Origin of the sequence: Salinivirga sp. (assembly GCF_035268865.1) — a bacterium.
Lineage (GTDB): Bacteria > Bacteroidota > Bacteroidia > Bacteroidales > Salinivirgaceae > Salinivirga.
In genome coordinates this window covers 1-19,320 of record NZ_DATFKB010000100.1, presented here as the reverse complement: position 1 = coordinate 19,320, position 19,320 = coordinate 1, and the positions used below count along the sequence as shown (strand labels likewise).

Genomic DNA, 19,320 nt, shown 5'->3' with positions numbered 1-19,320 from the left:
CAACGAAGTATGCAAACCTTTTACCACTTATTAATCAACGGTTAAACGATGTAAAAGGCAGAATAAGCAACACATCCAGTGCAAAATTTCATTTTAAAAATTTCGATTATAAAACCTCAAAAGAGGCCATTCGCAACGGTGATTATTATGGGGCGATATTTATTCCGTCAAATGTACTCTCTTCGCTTAAAATTCAGACCTATGCACAAAAATCGCTTTCTATGGGTCTGAGAAGTCATATTAAAAATTCCATAGAGCGCGAAATAGAGAATCAAAAGCTACGCAATGAGGGTATTGATCAGGAAACGCTCAAAAACATGAAAACCAGCATTAATGTTGCAAGCATAAAAATTACTGAAGATGGGGAAGAAAAAGAGGCGCGGCCGGAAATAGCCATGATCATTGGTTATGTGGCCGGGTTCCTTATTTACATCTCCATCTTTATGTTTGGTTCACAGGTTATGCGAGGTGTAATTGAAGAAAAAACCAGCCGGATTGTAGAAGTTATACTAAGCTCAGTTAAACCAATGCAGCTACTAATGGGTAAAGTACTTGGTGTGGGGCTCGTAGGGCTGACACAATACCTGATATGGATCATAATGACAGGGCTGCTCACTTTTGGAGCATTTACTTTCCTTGTACCTTCTGATGTTACTCAGCTGCAGCAACAAGCCACCGATTTTGTAGGAAACGGCGGCATGCAAAATATGGCTCCTGTAGTAGAAGGCAATATGGGCCAAATTCAGGAAATCATAGCCTCCATCACCAGTGTAAACTGGCCATTAATTCTGGGCACATTCCTTTTCTTTTTTATTGGTGGTTACATGCTGTATTCAGCGCTTTTTGCAGCCGTTGGTTCAGCTGTAGATAACGAAACCGATACGCAACAATTCATGGCGCCCATTACCATACCACTGATTCTGGCCTTGTTTGTAATGATAAATACAATAAATAACCCGGAAAGCGCACTTACTTTCTGGTTTTCGATAATACCGCTAACGTCCCCAATTGTAATGTTGGTTCGAATACCTTTCGGGGTACCCGTTTGGGAATTAGCATTATCAATGGGCTTGCTTGTAATTACCTTTATATTAACGATTTGGCTGGCCTCGCGTATTTACAAAACCGGAATACTCATGTTTGGATCAAAAGTTTCATATAAAGAACTTTGGAAATGGATCAGAATAAAAGATTGAGGCTGTAGGCGTTCATGTCTGGTTAAAATAATTAAATTAGATAAATTCTAAATTGAATATATTTAATAAATCAAAAAACACTGTTAGTCAAATAAATATAGATTAGTAAGTAAGCAGGTTACAAATCATATAGGAAAATATTAAGACAAATTATACCTTAGCAGAATAATTAGGTAAAAAAACAACAGCCATATCAAAAAACCAGATATGAACAAACGTATAGCCATTTTCGATTTGGGGTCAAACGCTTTCAAATTGTTAATTGCCGAGCAAGCAGACACACCAGAAGGGTTTAAAATAATTCATAAAGAACAATCAGGTGTAAAACTGGCAAGTAAAGGAATCACTAAAAAAGTTATTACAGAAGATGCACGTTTGAGAGCGCTTGAGGCTATAGCATCTTTTAAGGTAACAGCCGAAAACTATAAATGCAGGACCATAAAATGCACAGGCACATCAGCCTTTAGAGATGCACAAAATGGTCAGCTTTTGGTAAATGAAATCAAGGAACGATTCCATCTCGACGTTGAGATAATCAGCGGACAGCGAGAGGCTGAATTGATCCATAAAGGAGTACAAAAAGGCTACAAACTGGGAAAATCACCCGTACTCATTATGGACATCGGAGGTGGCAGCCTTGAAATTATTATTGCCAACAAGAATGAATTATTATTCCAGAAAAGCTACGATCTTGGTATGCGAAGGGTTATGGAAAAGCTAAAATTACCAGATCCCTTAAACCAGGAAGAAAAAGACCGCATTATTCAATTTTTTGATGAGGAATTTAAAGAATTGGATATAACCGTAAAAAAATATAAACCAGAAGTACTTATAGGCACAAGCGGTAGTTTTGAAACCATTAGCAAGCTGGTAGAGGTACAAAAAGGCCGGCCTTTAAAGAAAATAGATACAGCCGCCTATAAACTTTCAAGGGCTCGCATCAAGGAATTACACGACGACCTTGTATTTATGCCTGAAAGTAAAAGACGTGAAGTAAAAGGCATGGATATGATCAGAGTAGATCTTATGTCTATAGCCATGGTATTTGTGCATCATATTATTAAAAAGTTTAACTTTGAGAAAGTCTTCTTTTCTGCTTTTGCATTAAAGGAAGGCCTATTGACAGAAGCACTTGAACAGGAATAGATTATGGCGAGAATTCTAGTAATAGACGACGAAGAGAGCATTAGAAACACGCTTCAGGAGATACTCGAATACGAAAAATATTCCGTTGATCTATCTGAAGACGGAGAGCAAGGGCTGGAACTGGTCAAAAAAAACGACTACAATGTAATTCTTTGCGATATTAAAATGCCCAAAATGGATGGTATTGATGTGCTGGAGCGCGTTACAAGACTGCAGCCCGACACCCCTGTGATCATGATATCGGGTCACGGAAACATCGATACAGCCGTAGAGTCGATCAAAAAAGGGGCATACGATTTTATAGAAAAACCGCTCGATCTGAACAGGTTGCTTATCACCATAAAAAATGCACAGGACAAATCCACATTGGTGGAAGAAACCAAAAGACTTAAACAAAAGGTTTCGAAAAACTTTCAAATGGTAGGTAGTAGCGCTTCGCTAACACAGGTAAGACAAATGATCGAAAGAGTTGGCCCAACAGAAGCAAGAGTGCTGATTACTGGCGAAAACGGAACAGGTAAAGAGCTTGTAGCACGTCAATTGCACGAAATGAGCCAACGTAAAAGCTCATCTTTCATAGAAGTAAATTGCGCTGCAATACCATCTGAGCTCATAGAAAGTGAACTATTTGGCCATGAGAAAGGAGCGTTTACCTCAGCCAATAAACAACGGAAAGGTAAATTTGAGCAAGCCAATGGCGGAACACTATTTCTGGACGAAATTGGAGACATGAGCCTCTCTGCCCAATCAAAAGTGCTCAGAGCTTTGCAGGAGAACAAAATAACCCGTGTAGGTGGCGATAAAGATATTGATGTAAATGTGCGGATTGTGGCAGCTACCAATAAAAACATGGATGAAGAGATTGAGGCAAACCGTTTTCGCGAAGACCTCTACCACCGGATTAGTGTAATCCTGATTAATGTACCACCCCTGAGAGAACGCATAGAAGATATACCTGAACTAGCCAGCTTCTTTACTGAACAGATTTGTGATGAATACAAAATTAAACCGGTAAAATTTACCGATGATGCAATAGAAGAACTTCAAAAGCTGCAATGGACAGGCAATATTCGGGAATTCAGAAATGTAATTGAACGGCTCATTATTTTAAGCAATGAGCAAATAACGGGTAAAGATGTAAAATCTTTTGCGCACCCTTTGAGTACAACCAAAAAACAGTAAACATGCAGACACTTCATATAGATGGAACCAAAGTGAGCCCGGAAGTTGAACTCAACCCGAAAGAAGGAATATTTTACATTAAAGGTACCTCAATGTCGGAAGATGCCGTAGGATTTTATATGCCAATTATTGATTGGTTAAAAGCATACGCCGAAAATCCCAACCCAAAAACACATGTTACCTTTCACTTAAACTATTTCAATACAGCATCATCAAAACTCCTGTGGGAAATTATGATTTTGCTTCAGGAAATCTACAAAGGCGGGCACGACGTTAAAATAGACTGGGTTTTCCAGGATGAAGATGAAGACATGGAGGAAGCCGGTGAAATTTATGCTGAGCGTATGGATATCCCTGTCAACCTCATCATTAATGAGGACTAACTAAATGCATCCATTGCACGCTCACTTATTGCTCTAAATTCTTTTAAAAGACATCTGTCTGGCGATTTAATATTGTCTACTACCTCGTTTGCCCACATTACATAATCTAATTTACGCTTTTGGGTCCATGATAAATCATACTCCAGAATATCGTTGATATTGCAAGCTTTATCGGCAATTTTAATTTTGGCTGCATCAGCAGACAATTCTGGGGCGTGCACAACCTGTAGTTGTTTTCGCTTCTTTGAGGGTAAAGACATATCATCGGTCATCTCCGATACGATTCCGGCTACCTTTTCTGAAAACTCCTCTGCCAATTGTTCTAAAGTATATTCCGTATCTTCTATCACGTCGTGCAATACGGCCGCCTGCAAAAGTTCAATGTCGCGGTGGCCACATTCTGCAAGCATAAGCGCAACTTTTACCGGATGATTTATATATGGTATTTTCTGACTACCCTTACGCCGCTGATACCTGTGAAGCCAGGCCGCTTTTGATACGGCTGTAAGTATACATGATGGTACTTCTTTTTTGTTGATCATTGAACAGCTAATTCTATTTTTCCCAGTTTGCCCCATTCATAAATCCGGTCTTTTCCAAAATCCAGAATTATTTCAGGAGTCGATACTTTTACACGTTTAACACCTGAAAAGGCTTGCTGTTCAATTACCACTGGTAAAGTCATTGCATTTTCGCCCGGATTAATCCTCCTGGCCTTAAAATCGCGTTCATCGCGCTGAACTTCTTCTCCGTTTTTGAGCACATAGGTCTGAGCCCCCAAATCAACCCCGAAAAGCGGCTGGGCAGCTCTGTTAACTATTTTCCAGCGCACCTTACCATTGTACCCTTCAATTAAAGTCCCGTAATAGAGTACAATAAAAACTTTACCACCTTTGGTTAATGATGCATAGGGCTGCCATTTCCAGTCGCGCTCATGATATTGAGCATTTGCAAAAAGCGTTATGAAAAGGAAAAATGCTGCAAACAAAAGTATCTTTTTAGCCATATTTTTTATTTTGAAATTTATCAGATATAACCCGTTGGTGAAAGGGTTGTTTTACCCGATTTCAGCAGGAAACAGAGCTTTAAAACTGGAAATAAATAAATGGCTGTATATCTGCAGACTGTATCTGGAAAATAAAGAATACCACGATAACGATAATGGGTATTTTTAAGTACCATGGCACTACAATATACCAACGAATGTAGCTCTCTTTAACCCGCGAAGGCAACCAATGAAATACAAACCCAACCAACATTAACAAAAATATCCATTTATAGCCTGCCAAATACTCAAATGTTTGTCCCCATTGCCAATCGGTACCTATTTGCTGTAACATATTTCCAACAACTTCAGTGCTTTGTGCCCTGAAAAATATCCATGCAAATGATACAATGTGGAAGGTAATAAATATGGACAATGCCCTGCCCCATTGTCCTGAAAATCTGAAACTTGTAACCGATTTTATAAATTTATCAAAAGCCAGTGCCAGGCCATGAATAGCACCCCAAATAATAAAGCGCATGTTGGCTCCGTGCCACAAACCACCAAGTATCATGGTAATCATTAAATTGGTGTAGGTACGTACGGTTCCCCTGCGATTACCACCAAGTGGAATGTACAGGTAGTCTTTTAACCACGATGATAAAGAAATGTGCCACCTGCGCCAAAAATCGGTTATGCTGGTTGCTTTGTATGGAGAACGAAAGTTCACAGGCAGCCTGAAACCTAATAGCAATGCCACGCCAATTGCAATATCGGTATAACCACTGAAATCGCAATATATTTGTATTCCATACCCGTAAACAGCCATTAAGTTTTCGAAGCCGGAGTACAACAGAGGCTGCTCAAATACCCTGTCGACGAAATTAACCGAAATATAATCGCTTATTACAATTTTTTTCACCAACCCGTTCAGGATCAAAAAAGTTGCATATCCAAATTCATAAGCACTGAGCTTGAATTTCCTGTAAATTTGAGGAACAAATTCTGCTGCACGCACAATAGGCCCTGCAACCAATTGCGGAAAAAACGAAACGTAAAAGCCAAAATCCAGAATATTCTTCACTGGCTTCACCTTATACCGGTAAATATCAATGGAGTAACTGATGGTTTGAAAAGTATAAAACGATATCCCAACAGGAAGAATAATGGTATAAATATCAAGTGAGGTATTGACAATTTCATTCATTCCCAACGCTAAATAATTTACCACCTTGATGTCGGTGCCCAGTATGGTATTAATAAGGTCGGTATAGAAATAAGCGTATTTGAAATACGACAATACAAAAAGGTTCACAAACACACTTAAGCCGACTAAAAACTTACGTTTGTTGGGCGTTGTGCTGTTATAAATTCCCCATCCGATAAAATAATCGACAATGGTACTAAATATGAGCAGGAAGAAATAGTAACCTCCACATTTATAATAGAAAAACAGACTAACAACAAACAACCAAATATTACGAAGCTGCATGCGCTTCTGAAGTGCAGAAAATCCGGCAAGCACGGCAAGAAAGAATACCCAAAAGCTCCAATGCGTAAATATCATTGGAACACTTTCCTGGTAGGTAAATATCTTACTTAATAAGTCCTGCATTTAAAATCGAATCAAATGGCACTCCCAGAAATATTATTCTGTTTTCATTTTTCTGGCATTGCCGCGTGCTCAAAACTATGCAACAAAGCATTAAAAAACAAATCGCCCTGCAAATGATAACCCTTTTTCGAAAGATGCACCCTGTCGCGGGCACTCAATCCATACATATCCCACATTCGCATTGAGCCTTCACCACCCATAATGGCATAGAAATCCCATACAGCCGATTGAAATTTAACTGCAAGGTCCTGAATAACCGTTGCCGCCTTTTTTACTTTCTTATTGGGTAAATACCCACGAATAAAATGATCACCCGGGGTAGTTAAAATTAACGCTTTATCGGGAAAAACTGCTCTTATTTGCTGAATTAATGAACCGTAATACAAAGTAAAATCACTCATTTTTGCATATCTGTCATAAATGTCATTGGTTCCGAGAGAGATCACAATTAAGTCCGGATTAGTAAAGTTCAGAAAACTTTCGAAGTTCTCACATTGCGCAAAATCCTCGGCCTGTGCACCATTGAGGCCAAGGGCATGATAGGTAATACCGGGCAACTCATTTTTCAGTCCAATTCCATACAATTCAAAGGGATGCAATGAGTCGGCTCCCAGTATTTTGATCTCCACTTTTTTCACCAGATGCCTTAAAGCAATGTTAAGTTTTCCCTGCCCGGGAAGTACATCTATACAATTGCCTGATGGTGTTTCTAATATGACTTTATCTTTTGAGGCATACCACATCTCAATCTCATTAAACCCTGAGAATGGTAAGGTGTCGTATTGATTAATACTTAAATCGATTACTGAATCAGTTGAATATACTTTTGCCGGGATAAGGCCGGTATGTACATTCTCCTGTTTTACGCCGTTTACTACCTCCCATTTGTTAGAGGAACGAATTAAATAATTCCCGGGATTATTTGTTGCAGCAAGATTGTATGGAAAAACTACGCCTCGTGCACCTTCGGAACCAGGGAAAAACCGTTGCATACGTTGTCGAACCTGACCTGTAAAGAAATCAGCCTGTATGTGAGAATCGCCCAAATGTAAAATTTCAATTTTCGAATCGCCGTTCAATATCAACTCCTGCCACTTTTTAAAAAACTTATCAAATCCGGGTAATTGCGACAAATCGCCCTCGAGCTTGTTCTCATCGTACTTTATAAAATCGTATTGTGGGATATCGTATGGATAATCCTGTGAGCATATATATCCGGGTATTAAAAACAATAAAACACAAAGGCCGGCTACTCGGAGCGTCATGAGGTTAAAATTTTATATATCTGATTGTTCTACTTTAGTAGAATCAATATTTTGGGTACTATACTGATTGTATTCGTACATAATTGCATTATACATCATGCGTGCAATAATGCGCGCACCACGAAAATTGAAATGAGTAAAATCTTTTCGTGCCAGTGGCGGCTGAGCAAAAACCCATGCCGGCATTGAATTGTGTCCTCCCATTGCTTCATACATATCCCAGAAAGCACAATTACTCTTAAAGGCTGCATTTCGCTGCGCATTCCTGATTTTAGTAATATTGGGATAAGATTCGTACCAACCATGTTTCTTGCGCGACATATCACTCACACCTACAACAAGTACAGGAATTTCTCCTGCGGCCTTCTTTAAATGAGTTAACTGACGCACCAATTGGCGTTCATAAAACCCGTAACTATTCACAATGTGTGGTACCACGTTCACACCAAACTGAAAAACAATGAGTTTTACATTTAATTGTCTGAAAAAACGTGAAAGTATATCGGTTCGCATTTTGTAAAACTCCGCTCCTCTGCTACCACGCCAGGCGATATTATCAACAGCTATGCCAGAAGGCTGATCAAATGAAACAGCATAAAAAACTGGTAAACTATCTCCTGAAACCTCAAAAGTTAAGTCTTCGGGCGTGTGATTAAGCTGAAGTCCGAAGTAATTTAGCGGACCGGCACCACTTACAATATCTTTAAGTAAAAGGGAATCTTTTTCGTAAATAGAAAGATTAAAATCGCCACCTCCCCTTCCGAAAAACAAACGTGCCCATCTAAAGTGGCGGCTTGACATGTAGCTGTAATTTGATATTTTATAGTTCAATTTACCATTCAAAGTGGAGTCGTCTCCTTCGAGCACTGAACAAGAACCAAGAATACCATAATTTCGATAATCAAAAGTTGAATCGCTTTGCAGCATTACCGTATGTTTCTCCCATGGCCCCTCGGTACTAATTTGCATACTCGAATTTTCACTTACGGGCTTGTAAGTGGGCAGCAAACCTGGACCGCTTCCGCTGTAATTCTTTTGAAAACGGTTGCGCAAATAACGTGTGATGCGATCGCCTTCAATTTGCGAGTCGCCATAATGTAAAATACGAATAAGGCTTTTTTTAACATTCCCTGAGCGCAATTCCTCAAAAAAGGGCTCGAACATCAGGGTATTGTCCCTGGGGAACTCTATACGTTGAATTCTTTCCCGTAAAGTTGAAGCGCTGGCGCGAACGGTATCAATATCCGGTTGTTTTTTAGCCGAAGTATCTTTTACAGCTCCATTTTGCATTTGCTTTTGCTGCAGACTGTCCGTAATTTTAGCTGCAGCAACAATGCTATCCAAATTGGCATATTGCGGCTCTTCTGCAGTTATTTGGTCAAAACTCAGAAAGCGAACTTTTACATCATCTGTCAACTTTATTCCATCAGAGGGAAAAACCCATGAAAGCAAAGCCAGTAAAACCAGCACAAGTGCAAAAAACAGCACAATTTCTATAGGTTTTACGGGTTTTATGTTCATAATTTAGTTAATGCGTTTGACTTTAATGCGTTGGCCTGCTTTTAAATATCGGCCTGTAGTGAGGTTGTTCATTCGTAAAATATCACGATCGCTGACACCCTCGTAACGCTTGGCAACTTCCCAAAGTGTTTCCCCTTTTTTAAGGGTATAATATTCATATTTTCCGTCGTCGGGATATTTCTTTGATACCTTTTTTGATTGGGTATTTGACACAGGATTTCCTTCACGCTTTTGTTTTTCTGCAAAACTGAGTTTATCAATATTTTTGTAATTGGCAGCCCTTGATTTTGGAATGTACACATTCAAACGCTGGCCAGTGCGAATCATGCTTCCTCTTATACCATTCCAGTAGCGCAAGTCGCGAATTCTAACATCATACCAGTCTGCTATGAACCCTAAATTATCTCCGGGTTTTACCCGGTAATATAACCTGGTATAATTACCCGATGGCGCTTCGCCATAGTAACGCTGCTTACTTGGTTTGCTTGCCAGGGCCTTAGTATTAAAGTAAACTGAATCTTTGTAATTCAGAATAGAATCCTGCAAGGCGATAAAGTCGGTAGCCCGTTTATAGGGTAAACGCAATGCATACTCCTTTCCTCCGGGGATTATGTTTCTGCGGTATTGTGGATTTAAATCCTGTAATTGCCCAAGTGGAAGCTGCATAACCTCTGCTACCTGCTTTAAATGAAGCTTTTGCGTAAGCTTAACGGTATCTGTAAGTAAAGGCATTTCAATATCCTTTGCATTCAGGTTAAGATCTTCCTGGTGGTGAAAAATGTATAAAACAGCTATAAAACCTGGCACATATCCACGTGTTTCCCGGGGCAGGTAGTAGTACAAATCCCAAAAATTGGTTTTACCTCCGCTTCTCCTGATGGCTTTATTGACATTCCCCGGACCGCAGTTATAAGCAGCAAGGGCAAGCGTCCAGTCTCCAAAAATTTCATGTAAGGAGTTCAGGTAATCGGCAGCAGCATAGGTTGAAGCGACCGGATCTCTTCGTTCATCAACAAACGAAGTAATTTCCATGTCCAGGAAACGTCCTGTGGCATACATAAACTGCCATAAACCAGTAGCGCCAACTCTTGAAACAGCCCGGGGGTTCAGTGCCGATTCAATAACGGGTAAATATTTCAGCTCGAGCGGAAGGTTATGTGCATCGAGAATTGATTCAAAATACGGAAAATAATACTCCGATAGGCCAAGTACAGTTTCAGTCAGTTCGCGCTTATCTTTCAGGTAAACCTTAAAATAGCTTTTTACGATGCGGTTATAGGTCATATCGAAAAAAACAGGCATTTCTGCCATATTCTTTCTGATCACTGAATCGTGGGGCATGCTCATTGATCGGTTAGCGATATCCTCCATCGCGATTGTGTCATCGTTATTTTGATTCAGAGATCTGCTCACATACCAGGAATGCAAAAGACTGTCGTAATCTTCTGACAACTGCAGTAGTGCAACTTTATCGTTTACCCGGCTGGTGTCGGTTAGGTAATCTGAGGTGGTAGCCTGAACAGATAGGCTAAAAAAAATGCAGAGGCTAACTATTATTGTTCTCATTAATTCAATATTTTCTGTTAGGGATTATGTCTTTTTATTCGCTTACAAAAACCGTACAATCATTTATGCATCATACATATCCAAATCTGAAGCACGATTCCCTGAAACAAAATTAAAAATTTAAAGTGAGTTTAATGCCCATGGCATTGGAAGTTTTTGACAATGCAGGATTGTATACCAATTGGTTATATGTGGCCTCATATCGCAATGTTAAATCGTCGCTAATGTCGTATTTATACAAATGTGCATCGACATTGGCATCAATAATTTGCAGCAAATAGAGTGCGCCCAGTCCAATGTAGTTTAAATCGCGGTTTCGGCGCCAGTATTCTCGTTGATCGCGAAAGATGGCTTTATCTACATTCTCATATATGGGATCGATCTCACCTTCTCCTTCATCAAAAGCAACTTTTTGTTGATATAAATTACGGTATTTGATATACAAACGGTTATTATACCTTATAAAATATGCAAAAGTGGCAAAGCCCGCATAGATAACGGGAACTTTCCAGTACTTTTTGTTGTATACCTGTCCGGCTCCCGGAACAATCGTGGAGAGCCAGCTAGCCACTTTTGGAGAATGCGGTTTTTCTTCTTCGATACGGCGCCCCGATGGGTCAGCTTTCTGACCTGAAGCCGCCATACATAAAAACATCGCCCCCACAATTAGCCAAAAACGCATGTAAAAAGCTTTAATCGTTTTTAACGTGGTCGAGTAACCCGATAATTCGCTCAAGCTCATCATCGCTTTTAAACGGGATTACAATCTGTCCTTTACCGTTATCATTTCGCTTGAGCTTTGTCTTTGTATTAAAAAAATTATCCAGCTGGCTCTGCAACTCTTTATACCCTTCGCCCAACCCTGGTTTTTTTGTTGTTTTTTGAGTATTCTTGTTCTGCTCCTTTATATCAACACCTTCATTTATGCTTTTTGCCAACTCTTCAACTTTTCTTACAGAAAGTCCCTCCTTAACAATCATTTCAAATAGGAACAACCGATCATCATCATTCTCAATGTTGATCAGTGCACGGGCATGCCCCATTGCGATCACTTTGTGGCGAATACCTTTCTGCACTTCTGCAGGTAAATTTAAAAGTCGCAGGTAATTGGTTATGGTTGAGCGCTGTTTTCCAACACGCGAACTAAGGTTTTGTTGGGTAAGTTTACATTCATCAATCAACCTTTTGTAACTTATGGCAATTTCAATTGCATCAAGATCTTCACGTTGAATATTTTCTACCAGGGCAAGTTCCAGCATTGCCTGGTCATCAGCAGTACGTACATAGGCAGGAATAGTCTCCAGCCCAGCCATATGTGCGGCACGTGTTCTGCGCTCACCGGAAATAATCTGGAATTCCTTTTCTCCAACCTGACGAACAGTAATGGGCTGAATGATTCCCAACTCTTTTATGGAAGCAGAAAGTTCCTCAAGTGCTTCCTCACCAAATTCAGTTCTGGGCTGAAATGGGTTCACCTTTACCTGTGTAAGGGGTATTTCTGTTATAGCGTCATTCTGTACAGGCTCTTCTGCCTTTGGTGATTCTTCAATTAAAGCACCTAATCCTCTGCCTAAAGCATTCTTCTTCGCTACCATCTTTTAAAAAATATGTGATTAATCTACTTGTTTCTCTGCATTCTCCATTTTTGTTGAGTCGTTGCGCTGCAACAATTCCTTGGCCAGGTTCAGATAACTGGTTGAACCAATGCTATTGGCATCGTACTGAATAATAGGCTTACCATAGCTTGGAGCCTCACTAAGCCTGATATTACGCTGAATTATGGTATCAAATGCCATTGATTCAAAGTGTGTGCGAACCTCGTCAACAACCTGGTTTGATAATCTTGTTCTTCCATCATACATAGTAAGCAGGAAGCCCTCGATTTCCAGTTCACGATTAAGATTTCCCTGAATAATTTTAATGGTATTCAGCAACTTACCTAATCCCTCTAATGCAAAATATTCGCATTGTACAGGAATTATTGTAGAATCAGCAGCTGTAAGTGCATTAACAGTAATCAGACCAAGCGAAGGAGAACAATCTATAAGCACCCAATCATAATTCTCTTTTACTTTATTGATTACGCCTTTAAGCATATTCTCACGATTAGGCATATTGAGCATTTCTATCTCTGCACCTACCAAATCGATATTAGATGGAATTAGATCAACATTGTCCATTTCGGTGTTCAAAATAGTTTTTTGAGGGTCGACCTCATCAACAATGCAATCGTATATGCTATTTTTCACGTTTCTTACATCAAAACCAAAGCCTGATGTGGCATTTGCCTGTGGATCAGCGTCAACCAAAAGCACTTTTTGCTCGAGCACACCTAAACTGGCCGCAAGGTTTATTGCTGTGGTCGTTTTTCCTACTCCGCCTTTTTGATTCGCTAGTGCAATTACTTTTGACATGTGTATTTATTTAAAATTCAACGTTCTACGAAAAATAATCCTGTATTAAACAGTTTTTTCTAAGAACCTGCAATTTAATCAAAATATTGTATGTTTTCTAAAATGTTCCACGCAAACATTCAAGTTAAATTATACCTTATTGACATTCAGTAGCAACGCTGTAATAAAATTTCCAAAACAATCGTATAACATTATTGCACAGAACATTAAGCACGAAGCCAATTTCTAACAGGCTATATTACAAGGTATTTAAAAATAAAATAACTTCAATACGTGTCTAAAATAACTTGTACTCACACAAACGGGTTTCAATTGGACCGTTGAACAGAACTGTGCGTGAATTAGTTTTAAGGCCTATATTCCTTATAGCATGGTCATTACCAGACAACACCCAGGCATCGTAACCTTTAAATTGCTGTTTCAAATGATCTCCAAATCTCCGGTAAAGCCGATCGATTTCATGGGTTTTAACTCGCTTATCGTAAGGAGGATTTGTTATTATTGTTCCACGCTCATCTTCACCCTGCACTGATTCAAAATCGCCGGTTTGCACAGCAATATACTTTTGTAAAAAGGCGCTCTGAATATTGGCTTTTGAAAACCCGATCTGTCGTGGAGAGTTGTCCACACCTAAAATTGGGACTTCAATTTTCTTTTGATCATCCTCTTCCTGCACCAACTCCAGTATTTTCCGATCAAAGTCAATCCAATGCTCAAATCCGAACTGCGTGCGGTATGAGCCAGGTCTTATATTAGCTGCAATTAATGCTGCTTCTGTAAGTATGGTACCCGATCCACAAAACGGATCTACGAGTTCATTCTGTCCTTTCCACCCGGTTTTCAGAACCATGCCTGCTGCCAGTACTTCGTTGAGTGAGGCCTGGCCATGATGAGCCCTGTAACCTCTTTTAAAGAGTGCCTCCCCACTTGAATTTAGTGATATTGTGCAATTGTTATTGCTTAAATATACATCTATGCGCACTTGAGGGTTTTCTTTATCAACATTAGGTCTGCGCCCTGCCTTATCTGAAAAATAATCGGCAATGGCATCCTTTGTACGTAGTTCAAGAAAATGCGAATGGTCAAAAATGGGTGAGTTTGCAGTGGCATTAACCAAAATTGTTTTACGCACTTTAAAATACTGTCCCCAATCAATGGCACGTACCTTTTCATAAAAATCATTCTGATTTTCGATTGTAAACTCTTTAATGGGCATCAAAACATTCAGAGCTGTACGCAATGCCATATTTGCGCGGTACATCATGGCTTTATCGCCTTCATAAGCAACAGCCCTTTTATGCGTCACGATGTTTTGTGCACCAATCTCCTTTAGCTCTTGAGCCAGTATGTCTTCAAGTCCGTGAAAAGTCTTTGATAATAGCTGCATATATGCAATTTGCTGATTAATAAACCGCGACAAAGGTAACAAAAACGCATTAAAAAAAGCTGTCCAAAATGTGTTGGACAGCTTTTTTGTGGTTATTAAATTTTCTGGCAATTATTCGTTATGTGGCATATCGCCATCGTTATCTTCATCTGCGATAGAATCACGCATTTTTGTATCGGCATCAATATTTTTCATGCGGTAATAATCCATTACACCTAAATTGCCGGAACGGAAGGCTTCTGCCATTGCTTTTGGAATTTCTGCTTCGGCTTTAATAACTTTTGCACGCATTTCCTGGGCAAGGGCCTTATTCTCCTGCTCCTGTGCCACAGCCATAGCCCTGCGTTCTTCAGCACGAGCTTGTGCAATATTTTTATCGGCATCTGCCTGGTCAATTTGCAGTCCCGCACCAATGTTTTTCCCTATATCGATATCGGCAATATCAATAGAGAGAATTTCGAATGCTGTACCTGCATCAAGGCCTTTTGAGAGTACTACTCTTGTGATATTATCGGGGTTTTCAAGCACTGCTTTATGGTCAGCAGATGAACCAATGGATGAAACAATACCTTCACCTACACGTGCCAGTACGGTTTCTTCGCCGGCACCACCAACGAGCTGCTTTATATTGGCTCTTACGGTTACCCTGGCTTTACAAATAAGCTGAATACCATCTTTAGAGACTGCTGTTACTGGTTTTGTATTTATAACTTTAGGATTTACCGACATTTGCACCGCCTCAAATACATCGCGACCGGCCAGGTCGATGGCGGTTGCCATTTTAAATGGTAAATCAATATTGGCTTTGCTTGCGGAGACCAATGCATGTACAACCTGTTCCACATGTCCTCCGGCAAGGTAATGTGCTTCCAGGTCGTTTCGCTCCAATTTAAGGCCTGCTTTGGTTCCTTCGATTAATGCTCTAACTACTACAGCTGGTGGCACTTTCCTCCAGCGCATCAGGATCAATTGTAAAAGCGATATTCGGACACCTGAAACCAGGGCAGAAAACCATAGTCCGATGGGTACAAAATAAAGGAAAATCCAAAGGACAACGATTATGGCAACCACAATCACAATATAAAAAGTAATATTCATAACTAGCTATTTAATTGTTTAACAATAAGTTTATTAGATTCTACTTTTACGACTTTTATGCGGGTACGTTCATTTACATAAGCTTCATACGAGCGTGCTTCGTATGATTTTCCGTTGACACGGACGCGTCCCATAGGGTTCAATCTGGAGATACAAATACCCTCGTCTCCTACTTTTACCTCATCTTCTGATTCTGTTTGCGACACAACGCCATCCACATTTTCATTGAGCATAAATTTACGCCAGGTGCCCCAACGAAGCGCCCAAATTACGCTTAAAAAAAGAAATGCAATTGAGCCGAGTAAAACGTAATTACCGGTTTCGGCACCGAAAGTTTCATAGGAGAGATAAATGCCCGCCCCAATAAATAATAAGCCACCAATGGCAGCAATTGTGGTTCCGGGTATGACCAAAAACTCTAACAGGAGTAAAATTACACCTATTACAATCAGCATTATTACGGCAAAAGTTGTTCCCATTATTCAATTGTTACAGACAGACCCCTGTCAATCAAAATATTTTTCATTGGCTTAAGGAGCTCCATTGACCCGGTTTTTATATCACATTTACCTTTGTAATGTGTAATGTAGGCACATTGTTCTGCCTGCTCATTATTATGATTACACACTTCAACAAGTGATTTGATTACAAAATCAAAAGTATTGACATCATCATTATAAAGCAGCAGCACACGCTTGTCCACTTTTTTATCAACATTTGTCTGCTTTGGTTCCGGATTAATTCTTGACCCTGTCATTTACTTATAAATTTGAGTTACAAATTTGTTTTTTGATTGGATAATAATTATCCACATCTAACAAAAATAGTGTTTTTTTAGGTAACTCTGCAAATATGCTGTTGAAAAGATAGCTAATAACTAAATTTTATAACGCATTGCAAAAGTTGAAAATATTTTTGCTAAAAATTATATAGTTTTGTAAAAAAAACTACGTAAATGAATGTTTTCGCCGAAGAAAAAGTTGCACAAGGCTACGACGACTATTATAACACTGAATTTGGAAAAAAAGTCGGTCAAATAGAAGAGCAGCTTGTAAGAGAATTGATGCAGGAAATTCCGCAAATACCTCTGCTTGAACTGGGATGTGGAACAGGCCACTGGACCCGGATATTTCTGAACATGGGATATGAGGTTACTGCTACAGATGTTGCTGAACCAATGCTTAGGGTAATTCGCACCAAAGAACTGAAAATAAATATCAGGGAGCTTGATGCAATGAATTTGCCTTTTGAAAATAATAGTCTGGAATTAATAGCAGGCATTACGATGCTGGAATTTGTGAATGATCAGCAGAAGGTAATTGATGAAATATTCAGGGTGCTGAAACCCGGAGGCTGGCTGGTTTTGGGCTGTTTAAACGAAGAATCGGCATTGGGTAAAACAGCAGACAATGATCCGGTTTTTAAGCATGCCAAATTTCTTGATACCGCATCATTAAAACAAAAACTGGGTAGTTTTAAACGTGTTGAAATTAATAGTGGTGTACATTTTTCTGAAAATTTTGAAATTATGGATGGTAAGCCCGAAGCCAAAGCATATGCACCGGCATTCATGGCAGTATTGGCACAAAAAAGTTAAGATATGTTTATAAGTGTAGAAATAAGTTATTATCCGCTTGAAAATAACTATGACCAGCCTGTAAGTGAATTTATTGAGCGCCTGAATCAAATGCCTGACATAAATACAGAAGTTGGCAGTATGAGTACACTGATAACAGGAGAATATCGAAAAGTAATGGATGCTTTAGACGCACTTATGAGCCACTTCTTTGAAAATTACAGCTCGGTATTCAATGTAAAAATTTCCAATTCCTGTCCGGTTTAATACAATTGATTAATTGCATCATAATTGCATGATGACGATTAAAAGTAAAAACTATTATTATGGAATGTCGCCCCGGTTGTGGAGCTTGTTGCATTGCGCCTTCTATATCATCACCCATTCCGGGAATGCCCGACGGCAAACCGGCGGGTGTTCGCTGTATTCATTTATCTGACGATTACAGGTGTTTAATTTTTGATTCGCCTGACCGCCCCGCAGTCTGCGCTGATTTTCAGGCTGAACCAGGCGTATGTGGCACTAACCGTGATGAAGCCCTTGAAATATTGGGCAATTTGGAGCGTGAAGCTAACAAGTAAGTGTGAAAAGCGTGAGCTAATCATCAACAGGCATGAGATATATGATTGTTTTGTTTTGCATTTCATAAATCTCAATCATCTCTCTTTCAGGTTTACCCAACTTTTTCAGTTGTTTTTTGAATGCCGGATAAACGCGCATGGCTCCTATCATAATGGAAAAACGGCTTTTATAGGGAAAAGCCGTATAAATATATTTTTTATGATGTACCTTTTTAAGTTTAATATCTCCAAGGTAATCTTGCGTAATTGAATCGGGAACAATAAAACCGATATCGCTACGGAGTTCAAATCTTTTGGTTTTTCTGGGGTTATCGTAATATATAGTTGCCGGACTCACCACAGGGATAGATGCTTTTTGAAGTTCTTTCATCAAATCCTCCATAATTACCATATTTTTTTGATAATCGCCCTTATGAAAAGTGTAAGCAAAATTAAGGGGGCGAAAAGCGCCTTCTTTCACCTTAATTTTTTTAAACATTTTGTGATATAGCAGTATACTCAAAGCACCCATAAAAAGCACCAGGAGTATAATTACAACCACTAATAATTGTTTTGTTAATAATGTCATCAACCCAGAAATTTACCAATAATTTTAAGGAATAGTTTAAGTTTGATTGGCTTATAAATAATATCATCAACGCCAACCTTTTTGGCTTTATTCTCAACATCAGAGATATTCAATGCAGTTTGAGCCACAACAGGCAGTTTTCTTTTCTTCTCTTTTATATTCTGCGTAGCTTCAAAGCCATCCATCACCGGCATATTCACATCCATAAGCACCAGATCGATGTCATTGTGTTCCATCACCACCTCAACGGCTTCTTTCCCATTACGGGCGCGGATGATCTCTACGTTTGTGCGCCGGAGTGCTTCCACCAGGTATAAATAATTGGCTTCTGTATCTTCAGCAATCAGAACCTTCTTATTACTCCAGTCATATTGATCTCGTGCCAGTTTTTCAGAAGTTTTAAAATCCATTTTAATCCCCATCACCAGCATATCATCGACCTGCATATGGCCTTTTTTCCACTCCATAATGGTGCGGTCGAGAATATGTTTCTGTTTATCGAGCGATTCTTTATGAATTTCAAGCAATAGACGCTTAAAGCGCTTAGACATAAACTTACGCCCTTTATCGCCGCCAAACTGGTCCGGGTAGCCATCTGAAAAGATATATACCAAATCATCGGGCTTTGTTACTATATGATGATTGGTAAACTCAGCAGTATTATCACGATTATAGCTAATGGACATGCCATCGCCGGAATAAATGGTCAATTCTCCTTCACGTATGAGGTATAATGGGTTATTGGCTCCGGCAAATTGCAACTCCCGGGTATTTTTGTCGATTACAACCAAGGCTATATCCATTCCATCGCGACTTTCATGCGCTGTTCCTTTTTGG

The 19,320-nt window shown here is 39.5% G+C and carries 22 protein-coding genes; 7 read left to right on the top strand and 15 right to left on the bottom strand.

Annotated features, from left to right (window positions below; translation table 11 throughout):
• The 4 genes from VJ937_RS05945 to VJ937_RS05930 all read left to right on the top strand — a co-directional run.
• The coding region (locus tag VJ937_RS05945; RefSeq protein ID WP_324065972.1) for an ABC transporter permease at positions 1 to 1,196 on the top strand (1,196 nt) is incomplete at its 5' end.
• A 207-nt stretch (positions 1,197 to 1,403) separates the two neighbouring features.
• Positions 1,404 to 2,342: a hypothetical protein gene (locus VJ937_RS05940; protein ID WP_324065971.1), complete on the top strand. Its 939-nt coding sequence runs from the start codon at positions 1,404 to 1,406 to the stop codon at positions 2,340 to 2,342.
• A 3-nt stretch (positions 2,343 to 2,345) separates the two neighbouring features.
• On the top strand, positions 2,346 to 3,524 hold the full coding sequence (locus VJ937_RS05935; RefSeq protein WP_324065970.1) for a sigma-54 dependent transcriptional regulator: 1,179 nt from the start codon (positions 2,346 to 2,348) through the stop codon (positions 3,522 to 3,524).
• Positions 3,525 to 3,526: 2 nt separating this feature from the next.
• The gene (locus VJ937_RS05930; protein WP_324065969.1) at positions 3,527 to 3,907 is read left to right on the top strand and encodes a DUF1987 domain-containing protein; all 381 of its coding nucleotides are present in this window, start codon (positions 3,527 to 3,529) and stop codon (positions 3,905 to 3,907) included.
• On the opposite strand, the gene VJ937_RS05925 is transcribed toward VJ937_RS05930, so the two are convergent.
• The 13 genes from VJ937_RS05925 to VJ937_RS05865 all read right to left on the bottom strand — a co-directional run bounded on the left by VJ937_RS05925 (position 3,904) and on the right by VJ937_RS05865 (position 16,515).
• Entirely contained in the window at positions 3,904 to 4,449 is a 546-nt protein-coding gene (locus VJ937_RS05925; protein ID WP_324065967.1) for an HD domain-containing protein, read from the bottom strand. The two genes, VJ937_RS05930 and VJ937_RS05925, sit on opposite strands and share 4 nt — an antisense overlap.
• A complete protein-coding gene (locus VJ937_RS05920) occupies positions 4,446 to 4,913 on the bottom strand; it encodes a hypothetical protein (protein ID WP_324065966.1) in 468 nt (155 codons plus the stop codon). The genes VJ937_RS05925 and VJ937_RS05920 overlap by 4 nt, the downstream gene beginning before the upstream one ends.
• 79 nt (positions 4,914 to 4,992) lie before the next feature.
• Positions 4,993 to 6,507, bottom strand: a complete 1,515-nt coding sequence (locus VJ937_RS05915) for an MBOAT family O-acyltransferase (protein ID WP_324065965.1) — start codon at positions 6,505 to 6,507, stop codon at positions 4,993 to 4,995.
• Between the two features lie 44 nt (positions 6,508 to 6,551).
• Positions 6,552 to 7,772 (bottom strand): GDSL-type esterase/lipase family protein, encoded by a 1,221-nt coding sequence (locus VJ937_RS05910; RefSeq protein ID WP_324065964.1) that lies wholly within the window; start codon positions 7,770 to 7,772, stop codon positions 6,552 to 6,554.
• Between the two features lie 12 nt (positions 7,773 to 7,784).
• Positions 7,785 to 9,293, bottom strand: coding sequence for a hypothetical protein (locus tag VJ937_RS05905; protein ID WP_324065963.1), 1,509 nt, complete (start codon positions 9,291 to 9,293; stop codon positions 7,785 to 7,787).
• Positions 9,294 to 9,296: 3 nt separating this feature from the next.
• On the bottom strand, positions 9,297 to 10,859 hold the full coding sequence (locus tag VJ937_RS05900; RefSeq protein WP_324065962.1) for a lytic transglycosylase domain-containing protein: 1,563 nt from the start codon (positions 10,857 to 10,859) through the stop codon (positions 9,297 to 9,299).
• 112 nt (positions 10,860 to 10,971) lie between these two features.
• On the bottom strand, positions 10,972 to 11,541 hold the full coding sequence (locus tag VJ937_RS05895) for a DUF5683 domain-containing protein (RefSeq protein WP_324065961.1): 570 nt from the start codon (positions 11,539 to 11,541) through the stop codon (positions 10,972 to 10,974).
• A 10-nt stretch (positions 11,542 to 11,551) separates the two neighbouring features.
• The gene (locus VJ937_RS05890; protein ID WP_324065960.1) at positions 11,552 to 12,454 is read right to left on the bottom strand and encodes a ParB/RepB/Spo0J family partition protein; all 903 of its coding nucleotides are present in this window, start codon (positions 12,452 to 12,454) and stop codon (positions 11,552 to 11,554) included.
• Positions 12,455 to 12,472: 18 nt separating this feature from the next.
• On the bottom strand, positions 12,473 to 13,273 hold the full coding sequence (locus tag VJ937_RS05885; RefSeq protein WP_057951899.1) for a ParA family protein: 801 nt from the start codon (positions 13,271 to 13,273) through the stop codon (positions 12,473 to 12,475).
• 277 nt (positions 13,274 to 13,550) lie between these two features.
• Entirely contained in the window at positions 13,551 to 14,660 is a 1,110-nt protein-coding gene (locus VJ937_RS05880) for a THUMP domain-containing class I SAM-dependent RNA methyltransferase (RefSeq protein ID WP_324065959.1), read from the bottom strand.
• Between the two features lie 111 nt (positions 14,661 to 14,771).
• Positions 14,772 to 15,758, bottom strand: coding sequence for a flotillin-like protein FloA (gene floA, locus VJ937_RS05875; RefSeq protein WP_324065958.1), 987 nt, complete (start codon positions 15,756 to 15,758; stop codon positions 14,772 to 14,774).
• 2 nt (positions 15,759 to 15,760) lie between these two features.
• Positions 15,761 to 16,237 (bottom strand): NfeD family protein, encoded by a 477-nt coding sequence (locus VJ937_RS05870; protein ID WP_324065957.1) that lies wholly within the window; start codon positions 16,235 to 16,237, stop codon positions 15,761 to 15,763.
• Positions 16,237 to 16,515, bottom strand: a complete 279-nt coding sequence (locus tag VJ937_RS05865) for an ATP-dependent Clp protease adaptor ClpS (protein ID WP_057951903.1) — start codon at positions 16,513 to 16,515, stop codon at positions 16,237 to 16,239. The genes VJ937_RS05870 and VJ937_RS05865 overlap by 1 nt, the downstream gene beginning before the upstream one ends.
• A gap of 198 nt (positions 16,516 to 16,713) precedes the next feature.
• Here VJ937_RS05865 and VJ937_RS05860 point away from each other — a divergent pair, with 198 nt between their 5' ends.
• The 3 genes from VJ937_RS05860 to VJ937_RS05850 are packed head-to-tail and all read left to right on the top strand — an operon-like array spanning position 16,714 to position 17,915.
• A complete protein-coding gene (locus VJ937_RS05860) occupies positions 16,714 to 17,355 on the top strand; it encodes a class I SAM-dependent methyltransferase (protein ID WP_324065956.1) in 642 nt (213 codons plus the stop codon).
• A 3-nt stretch (positions 17,356 to 17,358) separates the two neighbouring features.
• Entirely contained in the window at positions 17,359 to 17,601 is a 243-nt protein-coding gene (locus tag VJ937_RS05855; RefSeq protein ID WP_324065955.1) for a thiamine-binding protein, read from the top strand.
• A gap of 59 nt (positions 17,602 to 17,660) precedes the next feature.
• The gene (locus tag VJ937_RS05850; protein ID WP_324065954.1) at positions 17,661 to 17,915 is read left to right on the top strand and encodes a YkgJ family cysteine cluster protein; all 255 of its coding nucleotides are present in this window, start codon (positions 17,661 to 17,663) and stop codon (positions 17,913 to 17,915) included.
• Positions 17,916 to 17,931: 16 nt separating this feature from the next.
• Here the strand turns inward: VJ937_RS05850 and VJ937_RS05845 are convergent, their stop codons facing one another.
• Both VJ937_RS05845 and VJ937_RS05840 read right to left on the bottom strand, forming a co-directional pair.
• Positions 17,932 to 18,483: a hypothetical protein gene (locus VJ937_RS05845; RefSeq protein WP_324065953.1), complete on the bottom strand. Its 552-nt coding sequence runs from the start codon at positions 18,481 to 18,483 to the stop codon at positions 17,932 to 17,934.
• The coding region (locus tag VJ937_RS05840; protein ID WP_324065952.1) for a response regulator at positions 18,483 to 19,320 on the bottom strand (838 nt) is incomplete at its 5' end. The genes VJ937_RS05840 and VJ937_RS05845, both read right to left, overlap by 1 nt.